14 protein-coding genes, 1 tRNA gene and 2 riboswitches are annotated in these 15,198 nt (G+C 58.1%); of the genes, 10 read left to right on the top strand and 5 right to left on the bottom strand.

The genetic code is table 11. From position 1 onward, the window contains the following. Positions 1-27: 27 nt before the first annotated feature. On the bottom strand, positions 28-2,016 hold the full coding sequence (locus tag SRB521_RS10505; protein ID WP_075703569.1) for a DNA gyrase/topoisomerase IV subunit B: 1,989 nt from the start codon (positions 2,014-2,016) through the stop codon (positions 28-30). Positions 2,017-2,241: 225 nt separating this feature from the next. On the opposite strand from SRB521_RS10505, the gene SRB521_RS10500 reads away from it, so the two are divergent. Continuing rightward, a tRNA-Ser gene (locus SRB521_RS10500) sits at positions 2,242-2,330 on the top strand. A gap of 237 nt (positions 2,331-2,567) precedes the next feature. Here SRB521_RS10500 and SRB521_RS10495 read toward each other — a convergent pair. Beyond that, entirely contained in the window at positions 2,568-3,869 is a 1,302-nt protein-coding gene (locus tag SRB521_RS10495) for a tyrosine-type recombinase/integrase (protein ID WP_116721805.1), read from the bottom strand. Between the two features lie 114 nt (positions 3,870-3,983). Between SRB521_RS10495 and SRB521_RS10490 the strand changes: the two genes are divergently transcribed. The 4 genes from SRB521_RS10490 (at position 3,984) to SRB521_RS10475 (ending at position 7,948) form a co-directional block, all read left to right on the top strand. Then, complete coding sequence (locus SRB521_RS10490) at positions 3,984-4,256, top strand: HNH endonuclease (protein WP_116721804.1); 273 nt, start codon at positions 3,984-3,986, stop codon at positions 4,254-4,256. A 648-nt stretch (positions 4,257-4,904) separates the two neighbouring features. Continuing rightward, positions 4,905-5,876, top strand: coding sequence for a tRNA dihydrouridine synthase (locus tag SRB521_RS10485; protein ID WP_075703575.1), 972 nt, complete (start codon positions 4,905-4,907; stop codon positions 5,874-5,876). Positions 5,877-5,919: 43 nt separating this feature from the next. Next, a complete protein-coding gene (locus tag SRB521_RS10480) occupies positions 5,920-7,350 on the top strand; it encodes an FAD-dependent oxidoreductase (protein WP_116721803.1) in 1,431 nt (476 codons plus the stop codon). Between the two features lie 73 nt (positions 7,351-7,423). Then, positions 7,424-7,948, top strand: coding sequence for a nitroreductase family protein (locus tag SRB521_RS10475; protein WP_116721802.1), 525 nt, complete (start codon positions 7,424-7,426; stop codon positions 7,946-7,948). Positions 7,949-7,962: 14 nt separating this feature from the next. On the opposite strand, the gene SRB521_RS10470 is transcribed toward SRB521_RS10475, so the two are convergent. Next, positions 7,963-8,427, bottom strand: coding sequence for a GNAT family N-acetyltransferase (locus tag SRB521_RS10470; protein WP_033117813.1), 465 nt, complete (start codon positions 8,425-8,427; stop codon positions 7,963-7,965). A gap of 129 nt (positions 8,428-8,556) precedes the next feature. Continuing rightward, positions 8,557-8,641, top strand: a riboswitch (glycine riboswitch). A 3-nt stretch (positions 8,642-8,644) separates the two neighbouring features. Beyond that, positions 8,645-8,731: riboswitch (glycine riboswitch) on the top strand. Between the two features lie 69 nt (positions 8,732-8,800). Between SRB521_RS10470 and gcvT the strand changes: the two genes are divergently transcribed. The 5 genes from gcvT to SRB521_RS10445 all read left to right on the top strand — a co-directional run bounded on the left by gcvT (position 8,801) and on the right by SRB521_RS10445 (position 13,649). Beyond that, on the top strand, positions 8,801-9,883 hold the full coding sequence (gcvT, locus tag SRB521_RS10465; RefSeq protein WP_116721801.1) for a glycine cleavage system aminomethyltransferase GcvT: 1,083 nt from the start codon (positions 8,801-8,803) through the stop codon (positions 9,881-9,883). 121 nt (positions 9,884-10,004) lie between these two features. Then, the gene (gene gcvH / locus SRB521_RS10460) at positions 10,005-10,382 is read left to right on the top strand and encodes a glycine cleavage system protein GcvH (protein ID WP_075703579.1); all 378 of its coding nucleotides are present in this window, start codon (positions 10,005-10,007) and stop codon (positions 10,380-10,382) included. Between the two features lie 3 nt (positions 10,383-10,385). Then, on the top strand, positions 10,386-11,696 hold the full coding sequence (gcvPA, locus tag SRB521_RS10455; RefSeq protein WP_075703580.1) for an aminomethyl-transferring glycine dehydrogenase subunit GcvPA: 1,311 nt from the start codon (positions 10,386-10,388) through the stop codon (positions 11,694-11,696). A 1-nt stretch (position 11,697) separates the two neighbouring features. Continuing rightward, positions 11,698-13,146, top strand: a complete 1,449-nt coding sequence (gcvPB, locus tag SRB521_RS10450) for an aminomethyl-transferring glycine dehydrogenase subunit GcvPB (protein ID WP_075703581.1) — start codon at positions 11,698-11,700, stop codon at positions 13,144-13,146. Further along, positions 13,143-13,649: an FAD-dependent oxidoreductase gene (locus tag SRB521_RS10445; protein ID WP_116721800.1), complete on the top strand. Its 507-nt coding sequence runs from the start codon at positions 13,143-13,145 to the stop codon at positions 13,647-13,649. Before gcvPB ends, SRB521_RS10445 begins: the two co-directional genes overlap by 4 nt. On the opposite strand, the gene SRB521_RS10440 is transcribed toward SRB521_RS10445, so the two are convergent. Both SRB521_RS10440 and SRB521_RS10435 read right to left on the bottom strand, forming a co-directional pair. Continuing rightward, positions 13,599-14,513, bottom strand: coding sequence for an IS3 family transposase (locus SRB521_RS10440; RefSeq protein WP_242976610.1), 915 nt, complete (start codon positions 14,511-14,513; stop codon positions 13,599-13,601). The two genes, SRB521_RS10445 and SRB521_RS10440, sit on opposite strands and share 51 nt — an antisense overlap. Beyond that, the gene (locus SRB521_RS10435) at positions 14,486-15,169 is read right to left on the bottom strand and encodes a helix-turn-helix domain-containing protein (RefSeq protein WP_116722673.1); all 684 of its coding nucleotides are present in this window, start codon (positions 15,167-15,169) and stop codon (positions 14,486-14,488) included. The genes SRB521_RS10440 and SRB521_RS10435 overlap by 28 nt, the downstream gene beginning before the upstream one ends. Positions 15,170-15,198: the final 29 nt, after the last annotated feature.

The following is a 15,198-nucleotide window of genomic DNA, read 5'->3' as shown; positions in this document are numbered from 1 at the left end:
CAGAAGCGGCGGCACCGCTCCGGCGGGTCAAGAGATATCGGCCAGTTCTAGATATTTATACCCATTTTCTGCAATGTGGTCCTTTCGGCCGCTGAGGTTGTCTCCCAGCAGGAGGTCAAAGACCTGAGCGGTGCGCTCCACATCCTCCGGCATGACCTTGATGAGCCGGCGGGTGGCGGGATTCATCGTGGTGAGCCACATCATGTCCGGCTCGTTTTCGCCCAGTCCCTTGGAGCGCTGAATGGTATACTTCCTGTCTCCAAGTTCAGACAGGATGTTGGTCTTCTCCGTCTCATTGTAGGCGAACCAGGTCTTTTCCTTGTAGTTGATCTCATAAAGAGGGGACTCGGCAATATAGACGTAACCGCGTTGGATGAGGGTGGGGGTAAGCCGATAGAGCATGGTGAGGATAAGGGTTCGGATTTGGTAGCCGTCCACGTCTGCGTCGGTACAGATGACCACCTTGTTCCATCTGAGGTTCATGAGATCGAAGTCCGCCATATCCTTGGCCCGTTTGTCGTGGACTTCCACGCCGCAGCCAAGGACCTTCAGCAGGTCGGTGATAATCTCGCTTTTGAAGATCTTGCCGAAATCCGCTTTCAGGCAGTTGAGGATCTTGCCGCGGACCGGCATGATGCCCTGAAATTCTGCGTCCCGGCTCAGCTTGACCGAGCCCAAGGCCGAGTCGCCCTCCACGATATAGAGCTCACGGCGTTCTGTGTCCTTCGTGCGGCAGTCCACAAATTTCTGAACCCGGTTGGAGATATCCACATTGCCGGAGAGCTTCTTCTTGATGTTGAGCCGGGCCTTCTCCGCGGACTCGCGGCTGCGCTTGTTGATGAGGACCTGCTCGGCGATTTTCCCCGCGTCAAAGGGGTTTTCGATGAAATAGACTTCCATCTGACTTTTGAGAAAATCGGTCATGGCCTCCTGGACGAATTTATTGTTGATGGCCTTTTTCGTCTGATTTTCATAGGAGGTCTGGGTGGAAAAGTTGTTGGAGACAAAGACCAGACAATCCTGGATATCGTTCCAGGTGATCTTGCTCTCCGCTTTCTGGTATTTGCCCTGCTGACGGAGATAGGCGTCGATGGCTGAGACAAAAGCGGAGCGCATGGCCTTCTCCGGAGAACCGCCGTGTTCCAGCCAGGAGGAGTTGTGATAGTGTTCGATGATGTTCACCGTGTTGGAGAAGCAGAAGGAAACGGAGAGCTTGACCTTATAGTCCGGCTTGTCCACCCGGTCCCGGCCCCGTCGCTCGGTCTGCCAGAAGACGGGGGTGGTGAGAGCGTTCTCGCCGGATAGCTCCCGAACATAGTCCACAATGCCGTTCTGATACTGGAAGTCGGTGGTCTCGAACTTGCCGTTTACTTGGTTGCGGAAGCGGAAGGTGACGCCGGCGTTGACCACCGCTTGGCGCTTGAGTACATCCAGGAAGAACTCTACCGGAATGTTGATGTCGGTAAACACATCCAGATCCGGCTTCCAACGGAACCGAGACCCTGTTTTTTTGCCGCTCCAAGGGGCCTTTTGAAGACCGCCGATATTTTCACCCTTTTCAAAGTGAAGGCTGTACTCAAAGCCGTCGCGATGGATCAGGGCGTCAAAATACTCGGAAGCATACTGTGTGGCACAGGTGCCCAAGCCGTTGAGACCCAGGGAGTACTCATAATTGTCTCCCTCCAGGTTGTTGTACTTGCCGCCGGCATAGAGTTCGCAGAAAACCAGCTCCCAGTTGAACTTCTGCTCTTTTTCGTTCCAGTCCACCGGGCAGCCCCGGCCGAAGTCCTCCACTTCGATGGACTTGTCCTCGTAGCGGGTGATGGTGATGGTGTCTCCATGGCCTTCGCGGGCCTCATCAATGGCGTTGCTGAGAATTTCAAAAACGGCGTGCTCGCAGCCCTCCAGGCCGTCGGACCCGAAGATGACTCCGGGCCGTTTCCGGACCCGGTCCGCCCCTTTGAGGGCGGAGATAGAGTCGTTGCCATACTGCTGCTTGCCAGTGCTTTTGGGCATTGGACTTCCCTCACATTCCAATATTTATACGATATCATCTTAGTTTATCCCATTTCAGGGTCCTGTGTCAAGGAAGGGGACGCCATATGACCGGGACCGACGGTTCTTTGCCCGATGCGTGTACAGCGGCATTGACAAACGGGGCAAAATGGGGTATCTTTTTAAAAGTGCCGGTAGAAGGCATTGAGAAGGGCATCCTCTGGGACACCGGCGCAGCTATGATATGGAGCGGTATCGAAGTGGTCATAACGGGGCTGACTCGAAATCAGTTTGACGGAAACGTCACGTGGGTTCGAATCCCACCCGCTCCGCCACAAACCCCTGAAAGCACTACGTTTTCGGGGGTTTTTTCTATTCTGCCGTGGTGCCTGCTTCTGCCATTTCCTGCTGAATGGTGCCCTTGGTGCCTTGATTTGTGGTGCCCTACCTCTTTATACGAAAAAATTGTCATTCGTAACATACATTGAAAATGTATGTTGTGGTGCCCTAATGGTGCCTGGATTCTCTAAAATGCTATAAAAAGCAGCGTGGAGCTTTAAGAAGATACGTCCCTAAAGCTCCATTTCGCTGCTTTTCTTTCTGCCGGGTTTCTTCGCTGTCGGTGCGGGCTTCGCCGCTGCCGCCGCTTCCTTTTGCGGGTGCAGCGCCTTATGGTAGGTTTCCAGCACCGTCTTTTTTCGATTAAGCCGCACATCGACATACTGCGCTGTCACCGCGTCAAAGTTGGTCGAGATACCCAGCGACATACCGATGCCTTTCAGCGTATGCCCTAAAATCTCACCGACAGTATAAAAATCGCCGGTTAGCTGGTGCATATTGGTGGCCGCCGTGTGCCTCAAATCATGAAAACGCAAGTGCGGTAATTCAAGATGCCGGATAAGCTGCCCGAAAGCCGTTGATACCGTGTCACGCCGGAAAGGTGCGCCGTCCGGCTTGGCAACTACCAAATCGTTATCATAGTAGGGCGCTCCCGATGCCGCGGTCAGCTCCTTGCGGCGCTCCTGCAAAGCAAGCTGTTGTTCAAAGTAAAGCCGCGTCTGATCTGTGATAGGCAGGATGCGGTCATTCGATTTTGTCGGTGCCATTTCTGCGACTTCCTTTGTTCCAGCCGGGAGATTGAAAGGCAACTGCTCGACTACGCCGAAAGTGTTGTTTTGAAAATCGACGTTCTTCCAGCGCAAACCGAGGATTTCACTCAAACGCAAGCCGTACATTCCAGCCAGCATGACCGGCATTTCCCATTCGGTGCCGATGACCTTGCTCATAAACTCCTGCATCTGCTCGATGGTGTACGGGTCGGGCGTCTTGCCCTGCTTCCCAAACTTGGTGATGATGTCGCGGGCGGGGTTGGTTTCGATGTAGTGATATTTCCGTGCAGCTTCCAGCGCCACGCTCAAAATGCGCTGCGTGTATTTGACGCTGCTGTTTGAAAGGCCTTTGTCGAAAAGCTGCTGAAAGAGCTTATCCAGCATGGCCGGGGAAAGCTGGTTGAGCTGAACATGGCCGATGTTGGGGACGATGTGGTTCTTAATCCAGCCTTGATAGCTTGCGTAGGTGCTTGGGCGCAGATTTGCCTTGCCGTGGGTTTCTATCCAGTCCTCCATGTACTCTTTGACCGTCTGCTTGCCCTGCGCCGAGTTGGTGGGCGTATAGGTCGGATTGAGCAGCTTGGTTTTCATTTCGGCCTCATGCTGCGTGGCTTCTTTCTTGGTGGCAAAGCCGCGCTTCATGTAGCTTTTTCTGCCGTCCGGCGCGTTGTACTTGATATTCACATCGTAGACGGTTCCGGGCTTGCCGGTCAAAACGCCGTTGCCGTCGCGCTTATTCTGTACTTGTCGTGATGATACGGCCATACGTTACCTCTCGCTTTCCGCAGAGGGGGACGCTGCTATTTTGGCTTACTCTATAACGCATATCAAACCGCCGCCCTCGACCCAAACGCGCTGGAAGGCCGTATCAAGGCCCTGATGATGGACGATGACGTAACCAGCAAAAAGGGTATCTACGCCTATCTCATGTCCGGGGAGGAAAAGCATTTGAGTATCCGGGCCTTCACCGAGAGCCAGAAACGGGCGGCGTATGAGCGGCAGGACGGGGTATGCCCCGTCTGCAAGGGACAGTTTGCTTTTGAGGAAATGCAAGGCGACCATATCACGCCGTGGAGCCGTGGCGGCAAGACCATTCCTGAAAACTGTAAAATGCTGTGCGCAGACTGTAACCGCAGAAAGAGCGATATATGAACGTAAGCCCCGCTGAACAACAGCGGGGCTTGTCTTTTGTGACCGCGTTTGCCGTCCACTAACTGAATAGCTAGTTTCCCTTACAAATCACCCAGAAAAAAGCAAAAAGATCATAAGTCTGACTTTACATACATAAAACAGACTTGTTGAAATTTTAATTGGGACGGACATGGAAAAATATGGCGATTTTTTAGGGCGTATGACGGAGATGTTGAGATAATTTGATAATATTGAAAATAGTTACTCTAATTTTGCTCTGTTTCGTTAAGGTGATATTTCTTTTTTTTGAAAACGGACAGTTTGGAGCCTGATTTACGAGCTTTTCAAAAATAATCCCTGCTGTCCCGCCCTCCGTCAAAAAGATACCCCTTCTTTTTTGTACATATTATGTTCACAAAGGGTTTATATAATTTATTATAGTCCTTATCATTCCGAGAAATACATAAATGTCCAAATATTCTGTATATTATTCGCACCTCTATCCAGCAACACTTGTCTTAAGAGGGACTGTTTTTCCAATTATATCAGACAGCGGACGGGGGATGCAACCGGGTATGGAAAGGACTGCGTCGGGGTGGTATAATCAGGGGCAACGCCGGGCAGGCCTCGCGCCAAAGCCCAGGACCAACGGATGAAAGGGGAACCTCCATGCGCTATTATGCCGCCCCGATGGAGGGCGTGACCAGCTATCTTTACCGAAAGGCCCACAGCCGCTATTTTAAAAAGGCGGACAAATACTTCATGCCGTTTCTGTCCCCCAGCCACGACCATATTTTCACAAAAAAAGATTTGCGGGAGATCGCGCCGGAGCACAACGAGGGGCTGAACGCCGTGCCGCAGCTCCTGACGCGGCGCGCGGAGGACTTCCTGTGGGCGGCGGGCGAGCTGAAGAAGATGGGTTACCGGGAGGTCAATCTGAATCTCGGCTGTCCCTCCGGCACCGTGACGGCCAAAGGAAAAGGGGCGGGCTTTCTGGGGGAGCCTGCGGAGCTGGACCGCTTCCTGGAGGAGATTTTTGCCGCCGCAGAGGTGCGCATATCGGTGAAGACCCGCCTGGGGCTGCGGGAACCGGAGGAGTTTTCCCACCTGCTGGAGATTTATAACCGCTATCCCATCGCCGAACTGACCATCCACCCTAGAGTGCGGGCGGATTTTTATCGGAACCGGATACGGACGGAGGCGTTCGAAGCCGCCCTGCCGAAGAGCCGCAATCCGGTATGCTACAATGGGGACCTGGTGACGGCGGCAGAGTGCCGGGCGGCGGAGGCGCGGTTCCAAACGGCGGCGGGACTGATGCTGGGCCGGGGGCTCATCGCCGATCCGGCCCTCATAGATAAGGCCGGCGGCGGGCCGGGCGCGGACAAGGACAGGCTGCGGGCTTTCCATGACGAGCTCTATCAGGGCTACTGCGCCGCATTTGGAAGCAGCCGAAACGCCATGCTGCGGATGAAGGAGATCTGGTTCTATCTGATGGGCCTTTTTGAGGACGACGGAAGGTATGCAAAAAGGCTGCGAAAGGCTGGCGATGTACGGGAATATGAGTGTCAGGTAGCGGCCGTATTCCGGGACCTGGCACTTAGAGCGGATGCCGCCGCGGTCTGGAGAAAGTCCGATACATGATTTTGCTCCGGGATGCACATGCTGTCCCCGAGGTGATTAAGAAATGGGGTCCATTTGGAGTGAAACCGTAACCCTTCCCTCCCGGTCGGCGCTGGAAGGGGAACACAGTACAGAGGTAGCGGTAGTGGGCGGAGGAATGGCCGGTGTGCTCACAGCCTGGTTCCTGCGGCAGAGGGGCGCAAAGGTGCTGCTGCTGGAGGCCGAACGGCTGGCCGGCGGTCAGACTCGGAACACCACGGCCAAAATCACGGCGCAGCACGGCATGATCTACGAGCGGCTCTCCGAACAGAAGGGGGAGCTGGCGGCACGGCAGTATGCCTCGGCCAACCAGCGGGCCGTGGAAGCCTACCGGCGGCTGGTGCGAGAGCGGAAGATCCCATGCGAGTGGGAGGACTGCCCCGCCTTCCTCTATTCCACCCAGGAGGAGGATCCGGTCCGGCAGGAGGCGCATACCGCCGCCCGGCTGGGCCTGGAGTGTTCCTTCACACTGGAGACGGAGCTCCCGTTTCCCGTGAAGGGGGCGGCCCGGCTGGAAGGACAGGCCCGGTTCCACCCTCTTCGGTTTTTGGGCGCGCTGGCGGAAGAGCTGGAGGTTTTTGAGCATAGCCGGGTGATCGCGGCGGAGGGGGGCGCGCTGCGGACGGAGCGGGGACGGGTGAAGGCCGAGCAGGTGGTGTTTACCACCCATTACCCTTTCATCAATGTGCCGGGGCTGTATTTCCTGAGGATGCACCAGGAGCGCAGCTATGTACTGGCGCTCCGAGGGGCGGCCCGGCTGAAGGGAATGTATTACGGCACAGATCCGGACGGGGTGTCGCTGCGCCCCTGCGGGGATCTGCTGCTTCTGGGAGGCGGGAAGCACCGCACCGGGGAAAACTCCGCCGGAGGTTGCTACCGGGGGCTGGAGGAGCAGGCGGAGCGGCTTTTTCCCGGTGCGTCCCAGGCGGCACACTGGTCGGCGCAGGACTGCATCAGCATGGACGGGGTACCCTATATCGGGCCCTACGCCTCTGCTGCGCCCAACTGGTACGTGGCCACCGGCTTCGGCAAGTGGGGCATGACCGGTTCGATGGTCTCCGCCCTGCTCCTCTCCGGACTCCTCACTGGGGAGCGGGACCCGGACGGAGCGGTTTTCGACCCGGGGAGGATGGACCTGCGCGCTTCGGCGGCCAACCTTTGGGAGGACGGAAAACAGGCGGTGAAAGGCCTGTGCCGGTCCGCCTTCGAGCCGCCGAGGGCGGCCGTGGAGGCGCTGCCGCCGGGCCATGGCGGGATCGTGGAAGTGGAGGGGGAAAAGCTGGGGGTCTATAAGACAGAGGATGGGGAAGTTTTCACCGTCTCGGCGCGCTGCCCCCATCTTGGCTGCCAGGTGGAGTGGAACCCGGACGAGAAGACCTGGGACTGTCCCTGTCACGGGTCACGATTCGACTTCCATGGCCGGCTCCTGGACGGCCCTGCACAAAAGGGGCTTTGACAAAAGCCTGTGTTTGGACTATGATGGGGACGGGAAAAGATTCCAAACATTATCTCAAAGTGAGGGATGCCAGATGAAACAGGAAGCAATGAATGTGCTTTTGACCCGCAGGAGCGTACGTCAGTACCAGGCACGCCAGGTTTCGGAGCAGGAGCTGGACCAGGTGCTCCAGTCCGGCCTGTATGCCCCCACCGGAAAGAATGTGCAGGGCGTGGAGTTGGTGGCGGTGCAGGAGAAGGAACTCCGAGACCGGCTGGCCGCCCTGAACAAGTCCTTCTGGGATAAAGATATGGACCCCTATTACGGGGCGCCGACGATCATCCTGGTCCTGGCGGATACGGTCCGGTATACCTGGGTGGAGGATGGAAGCTGCGCGCTCTGCAACATGCTCAACGCGGCCCATGCCCTGGGGCTGGGCGCCTGCTGGATCCACCGCGTCCGGGAGATGTTCGACTCGGAAGAGGGAAAGGCGTACCTCCGGCAGTGGGGCCTTCCCGAGAGTATGCGGGGTGTGGGCAGCGTTGCCCTGGGCTACCCTGCGGGCCCGGAACTCAGGCCCCTGCCCCGGAAGGACGGCCGGGTGATCAAGCTCCTGTAGTGCCGCGCTGCCGGTCAGGTGATCGACTTTTCCATGACAAAATTGGTGAGCAGGACAGCACGCCGTACCACCTGCTGTTCCCGGAGGGTCCGATAGCCCCGGTGAGAGAAGAAGGGCCGGGCGGTGATGGAGGCGTGGGTGGTAAAATGAGTGACGCCGGCGGCCGCGGCATGGCGTTCCAGTGCGTCGCAGAGCGCGGTGGCGGTCCCGCGGGACTGGAAATGCCGGTGGACAAAAAGCCGATCCAGATATCCGCTGCCGTCCATGTCCCCGAAGCCGATGATCAGGTCTCCGTCCAGCGCCACCAGGGAGTGGTGTTCCCGCAGTGTGTGGTCCCAGCGGGCTGCGTCCACGGCCCCGGGCGCCCAGGCCCAGAGCTGTTCCGGGGTGTAGTCTCCGGCGTTGACCGTGTGTATGGTTTCAAAAAAGAGGCGGGTAAGGGATTCCAGGTCCTCAGGGCGGTAGAGGCGCAGATACATGGCACAGACTCCTTTCCAGCGGCGAACGCCGGGAAACTGCACAAAATTTCTTTCCAGTATAACACAAAATCTGTCCTTGCAAAACCGGGTTCTTTTCGATATACTGAAAGCAGAAAACAGAATATGCGGATGATGGCATCGGGAGAGACCGCGCAATGCGGCGCCGAAGGGGATCGGCAGAGAAACTCTCAGGCAAAAGTACCGATGCCGGACGAAACTCCGAAGACCGGTGGAAACGCCGGACCGAAGAAGCAACCTGCTGTCCGGCGAGGACGCGGAGAATCTTTCAGGTAACCAGACGGAGGCGTGCCTTTTTTAGGCGCGCCTCCGTTTTCTATTATTTGTACTACCAATCTGAAAGGAGAAGGAGAGCATGGAAGCAAAAACACCCCTCTACAGCCGCCACGAGGCGCTGGGCGGCAAGATCGTCCCCTTTGCGGGATACCTCCTGCCGGTCCAGTACCCCACCGGGGTAATCGCCGAGCATATGGCAGTGCGTACCGCCGCGGGGCTTTTCGACGTCAGCCACATGGGGGAGCTGGTATTCACCGGTCCGGACGCCTTGGGAAACCTCAATCATATGCTGACCAACGATTTTACGGGCATGTATGACGGCCAGGTGCGCTATTCCCCCATGTGCAACGACCAGGGGGGCTGTGTGGACGATCTCATCGTTTACAAGCTCCGGGAGGAGGCCTATCTGGTGGTGGTGAACGCCGCCAACAAGGACAAGGACGCCGCATGGATGCGCGCCCACCTCTCGGGGGACTGCGCCATGGAGGGCATCTCCGCCGATGTGGCCCAGGTGGCCCTTCAGGGGCCCAGATCAAAGGAAATCCTGCTGCGGCTGCTGGAGGAGCCCGTCCTGCCCAAGAAATACTACAGCTTTGTAAAAGACGTGGATCTGAAGGGGATCCGGTGCCTGATCTCCCGCACGGGGTACACTGGTGAATTCGGCTATGAGCTCTACTGCGCCAATGCCGATGCCGGCGCCCTCTGGGACCTGCTGCTGGAGACAGGGAAAGACCTGGGGCTCATCCCCTGCGGGCTGGGGGCTCGGGATACCCTGCGCCTGGAGGCGGCCATGCCGCTCTACGGCCACGAGCTCGACGATGAGATCACGCCGCTGGAGGCGGGACTGGACTTTGCCGTAAAGCTGAGCAAAAGGGAATTCATCGGCAAGGACGCCATCGCCGCCAAGCTGCCCATCGCCCGGGTCAGAGTGGGGCTGGAGGTGACGGGCCGCGGCATTGTCCGGGAACACCAGGACATTTACATCGGCGGCCGGCTGGCGGGAAAGACGACCTCGGGCACACATTGTCCCTTCCTCGGTAAGGCCATGGCCATGGCCTATCTGGCCCCGGAGGACGCCGCCGCCGGCACGGAGGTGGAGGTGGAAGTGAGGGGGCGCCGCATTCCCTGCAAAGTGGTGGAGCTGCCCTTTTACAAGCGCTGAACCGGTCGGAACAGTTCAGTTGATGAGATAAGCGTAATGGACAGTGGCAGGAGTTGGAAAGCAACAGTCCTTGTCCATTTCTCAATCTGCAATCACACCTATTTTTAAGGAGGAAACGATGATGAACACCCCTGAAAATCTGCTGTATACCAAATCTCACGAATGGGTCCTCATGGAGGGCGACACCGCTAAGGTGGGCCTCACCGACCACGCACAGGAGGCTCTGGGCGATCTGGTCTTTGTCAACCTGCCCGAGGTAGGGGATACGCTCACCTGCGGCGAGGCTCTGGGCGATGTGGAGTCCGTCAAGGCGGTCTCTGATGTCTACAGCCCTGTAAGCGGCACGGTAAAGGCCGTGAATGAAGCGCTGCTGGAGGCGCCCGAGGGCATCAATGCCGATCCCTACGGCGCATGGCTGGTGGAGGTCGAGGGCATCACTGACAAGGAGGACCTGCTGGAAGCGGCGGCCTATGCGGCCCTGTGCGCCGAGGAGGGCTGAGCCGTGGGCAGCTACATTCCCTCCACTGCCGCCGAGCGGCAGGAGATGCTGGAGGCCATCGGCTGCAAGAGCATCGATGAGCTCTATGCACAAGTCCCGGCGGAGATGAAGGTGGAGCGGCTGGACCTCCCGGAGGGCAAAAGCGAGCTGGAGGTCCGGCGTATCCTGGAGGGCATTGCCTCCAAGAACACCGTGTTTCCCTCTGTGTTTCGGGGGGCGGGAGCCTACCGGCACTATATTCCATCCATTGTGAAGAGTGTCACGTCCAAGGAGACCTTTCTCACCGCTTACACCCCTTATCAGGCGGAGATATCCCAGGGCGTCCTCCAGTCCATCTTTGAGTACCAGACCATGATCTGCGCGCTTACCGGCATGGACGCCTCCAACGCCTCGGTCTATGACGGGGCCTCCGCGGCGGCGGAGGCCGTGGCCATGTGCAGGGACCGGAAGCGGAATACCGTGCTGGTCTCCGCCGCTGCCCATCCCATGGTCCTTCAGACCATCGAGACCTATTGTTTCGGAAACGGTATGGAGGTAAAGACCGTCCCCGTGAAAAACGGCTTTACCGACCAGGAGGCCCTCGGGGCGCTGCTGGACGACACGGTGGCCTGCTTTTACCTCCAGCAGCCCAATTATTACGGCCGCATCGAGTCCGCCGCCGATATAGGCGAGGCGGTCCACGGCTGCGGCGGCAAATTCATTATGGGTGTGAATCCCATCGCCATGGCGGTGCTCAAGACGCCCGGCGAGTGCGGCGCCGATATCGCGGTGGGAGAGGGGCAACCTTTGGGACTTCCCCTCAGCTTCGGGGGGCCCTACCTGGGCTTTATGGCGGCCAAAAGCGCCATGGCCCGAAAGCTGCCCGGGCGCATCGTGGGTGAGACCGCCGACCATGACGGCCGGAGAGCCTATGTCCTCACGCTCCAGGCCCGGGAACAGCATATCCGCCGGGAAAAAGCCAGCTCCAACGTCTGCTCCAATCAGGCCCTCTGTGCCATGACCGCAGCGGTGTACCTGGCGGCCATGGGGGCAAAGGGCCTCAGGCAGGCGGCGGAGGGCTGCATGGCCCACGCGCGGTATGCCGCCGAACGGATCTGCTCGGTGCCCGGCTTCGATATGGTCTATCCTGGCCCTTATTTCCATGAATTCGTCACCACATGTCCGGTAAAGCCGGAACGCCTTCTGGAGGGGCTTGCCCTGCGGGGCATCCTGGGTGGACTTCCGGTGGAAAGCGGCATCCTGTGGTGCGCCACAGAGATGAACACCCGGCAGGAGATCGACGCGCTGGAAGCGGCCATTCGGGAGGTGTGCTGAGATGGAATTGCTGTTTGAAAAAAGCCGCGCCGGGCGCGGCTGCGACCTGCTGCCCCCGCTGGATGTGCCTCCCGCCCACCTGATGGAGGGCACGGAGCGCCGGACGCCGCTGCGTCTCCCCGAGATGTCCGAGGTGGATCTCTCCCGGCACTACTCCGAGCTGGAGCGGCGGTCCCACGGGGTGAACAACGGATTCTATCCCCTGGGCTCCTGCACGATGAAGTATAATCCCAGAATCCATGAGGAGACGGCGGCCCTGCCCGGCTTTGCGGGGGTACACCCCACCCAGGGCGCCGACACGGTCCAGGGCTGCCTGGAGGCGCTGTACCTGGCCGAGGAGCTGCTGTGCGAGATCACGGGAATGGACGGCATGACCTTTATGCCCGCCGCCGGCGCTCACGGGGAGTTCACCGCCCTGCTGATGGTGAAGAAGTATCATCTGGACCGGGGCGATACCCAGCGGACCAAGATCATCGTTCCCGACTCCGCCCACGGCACCAACCCGGCTTCCGCCGCCATGTGCGGCTTCACCGTGGTCAACGTGCCCTCCAATCCCCAGGGCGGCGTGGACCTGGAGGCGCTGAAGGCGGCCGTGGGGCCGGATACCGCCGGGCTCATGCTTACCAATCCCAATACCCTGGGCCTCTTTGATCCCAATATCCTGGAGATCACGCAGATCGTCCACGACGCGGGCGGGCTCGCCTATTATGACGGGGCCAACCTCAATGCCGTCATGGGAGTGGCCCGACCGGGCGACATGGGCTTTGATCTGGTGCATCTCAATCTCCACAAGACCTTTTCCACCCCTCACGGCGGAGGAGGACCCGGCTCCGGCCCTGTAGGTTGCAAGCGCTTTCTCATGGATTTCCTGCCGAACTATCACGTGGCGGAGGGAGAGCACGGGCTGGAGTTTGACCGCCCCTGTAAGAGCATTGGCAGCGTAAAGGCGTTTTACGGCAACTTCGCCGTGGTGGTGAAGGCGCTCACCTATATCCTGACACTGGGCGCAGAGGGCATCACCGAGGCGGCGCAGGGGGCTGTCCTCAATGCCAATTATATGCGCGAAATGCTCCGTGGGACCTATGACATCGCCTACGGCGACGGCCCCTGCATGCACGAGTTCGTGCTCACGCTGGCCGGGCTGAAGAAGGAAAAGGGCGTCTCCGCTATGGATGTGGCCAAGGCCCTGCTGGACCACGGGATCCATCCCCCCACGATGTACTTCCCGCTGATCGTGGAGGAGGCGCTTATGGCCGAACCCACCGAGACCGAGTCCCGGGAGACCCTGGACCGCGCGGTGGAGGTGCTCAAGACCATCCGTGCACAGGCGGACACAGACCCGGAGAGGCTCCACACGGCGCCCCACACCACGCCCATTGGGCGGCCCGACGAGGTGAACGCCGCCCGGCACCCGGTCCTGCGGTATCTCTATCCGGAGGAGCGGACATGAAAAGCGGCCTGATTGTGATCGGAGGGGGCCCCGGCGGCTACGTGGCCGCCATCCGGGCCGCCCAGCTCGGACTGCGCACCGTACTGGTGGAGCGGGACGCCCTGGGCGGCGCCTGTCTCAATCGGGGGTGTATCCCGACCAAGACTCTGCTGCACAGCGCCAGCCTCTACCGGCAGGTACTGCACAGCGCCGCCTTTGGCGTGACGGCAAGCGACGCCGGTTTCGACTACGCCGTCATGGATGAGCGCAGGCGTCAGGTGGTGGAGCAGCTCCGCAGAGGGGTGGAGGGGCTGCTGAAAGGCAATGGGGTGGAAGTGATCCATGGCAGCGCCGTTATCCAGGGGCCCGGCAGGGTCCGTGTGGGCGAGGCGATTTACGAGTCGGAACACATCTTGGTGGCGGTTGGGGCTCTGAACCGCCCCCTGTCAAGTAGACAGATGAAAAAAGAAAAATTACGCCACGAGGGTCTGGTTCCTGTAAGCAAGGGGAGCCAGGCCCTTTAACTTAGCTTGAAGCCGCCTTGTATTGTAAAAGTCTATGTATTCGTCGATGGCTTTCTTCAATTCCTCGAAGGTATGAAATTGCCGGAGGTAGTACATTTCAGATTTGAGAATCCCCCAGAAGCCCTCCATAGGGCCGTTGTCGATGCAGCGGCCGGGCCGGGACATACTCTGCGTTGCATGGATACCGTCCAGCTTTGCTTTGAACTGCCGGTTGGTGTACTGATAGCCCCTGTCGCTGTGAAACAGAGGATGGGCGCCGGGGTTGGCTCTCACCGCTCTGTCAAAGGTGTCAAAAACAAGCTGATTGTTGTTGGATTGGCCCAGTGCATACGCAACGATGCTTTTGTCATGGAGATCAAGGATCGCACTCAGGTATGCTTTCTTCCCATTGATAAGTTTGAATTCTGTGACATCTGTCAGCCATTTCTCATTGGGACCATTTGCCGTAAATTCTCTGTTCAATACGTTTTCCGCGGTAACACGCGGTTCTAATATGACATAGTGCTTTTTCTTTCGGCGTATCACGGCCTGCATATGTACACTTTTCATCAGGCGGTAAATCCGCTTGTGGTTGTAGTTTCTTTTGAGCCGGCTGTTCACATTCAGCGTCATACGGCGATAACCGTAGATGCCTTTTACTTCGCTGTACAAACGGATGATTTCTTCCAGCAAGAGGGTATTTTCTTTTTCTGAGGCACTTTCTTCCCGGTGAAGCCATTTGTAGTAAGAACAGCGGGGAATCCCGGATAACGCGCATAACGATGCGATTTCATATCCTTTTTCCTGACGAAGCGTATGGATCGCCTCATAGACCTTCCTGCGGCGTGTGAGCCTGTTTACCGCCTCCCCTCCAGTTCGTTCAATTTTTTTAAGAAATCGTTCTCCATTTGAAGCCTTCTGTTTTCCGCTTCCAGCTGCCGCAGCTTTGCCGCGGCTTTTTCCTCCTCGCTGTATTCGGAAGGAGGGCGGCGTCTCCCCCGGCGGTCAAGCAACCCAGCTTCTCCCTGCTCCTGATATTTTTTGACCCAGCTATAGATCTGCTGATAGGTGATCTTGTACTGTTCGCTGGTCCGCCGGTAGTCCAGTTGATGTTCTAAGCAGTATAGTACTGCCTGCAGCTTTTGCTCCTGCGATAATTTTTCTTTCTCGGCCATATCTGTTTCCTCCCGCGCTCTGCGTGTCTTGAACTCTCTATGGCCTTGATTATACAACGTAATCCATTGTTGTAAAACCGCATGGGAGGAAATCCCGTATTTGCGGCACATGGCATCCAGCGAGCCTCCTCCGCCCATGTAGTCTTCTACTGCCGCCAGCTTCAGTGAGGATGGATAACTTGTAACATGCTTTTTCGGATGCAGACCCGCAGGCCCCTCCGTCTGATATTTCCGCAGCCATGCCTGGAAAGTGCTCAATCGTATGCCTAACTCTTCCCGGATCTGTGTGGAACCCTTACGGATCGCTAGGTAGTCCTCCACAGCCTGAATCTTTACCTCCGGCGGTATTTTGCCTTTTAAACTCATGATAATTGCTCCCTCCGTTTCGACAGTTT

It is taken from the genome of Intestinimonas butyriciproducens, from assembly GCF_004154955.1.
Classification (GTDB): Bacteria; Bacillota; Clostridia; order Oscillospirales; family Oscillospiraceae; genus Intestinimonas; species Intestinimonas butyriciproducens.
Note: the sequence above shows the minus strand (reverse complement) of the source record. Positions and strands in the feature narration are given on the sequence as shown.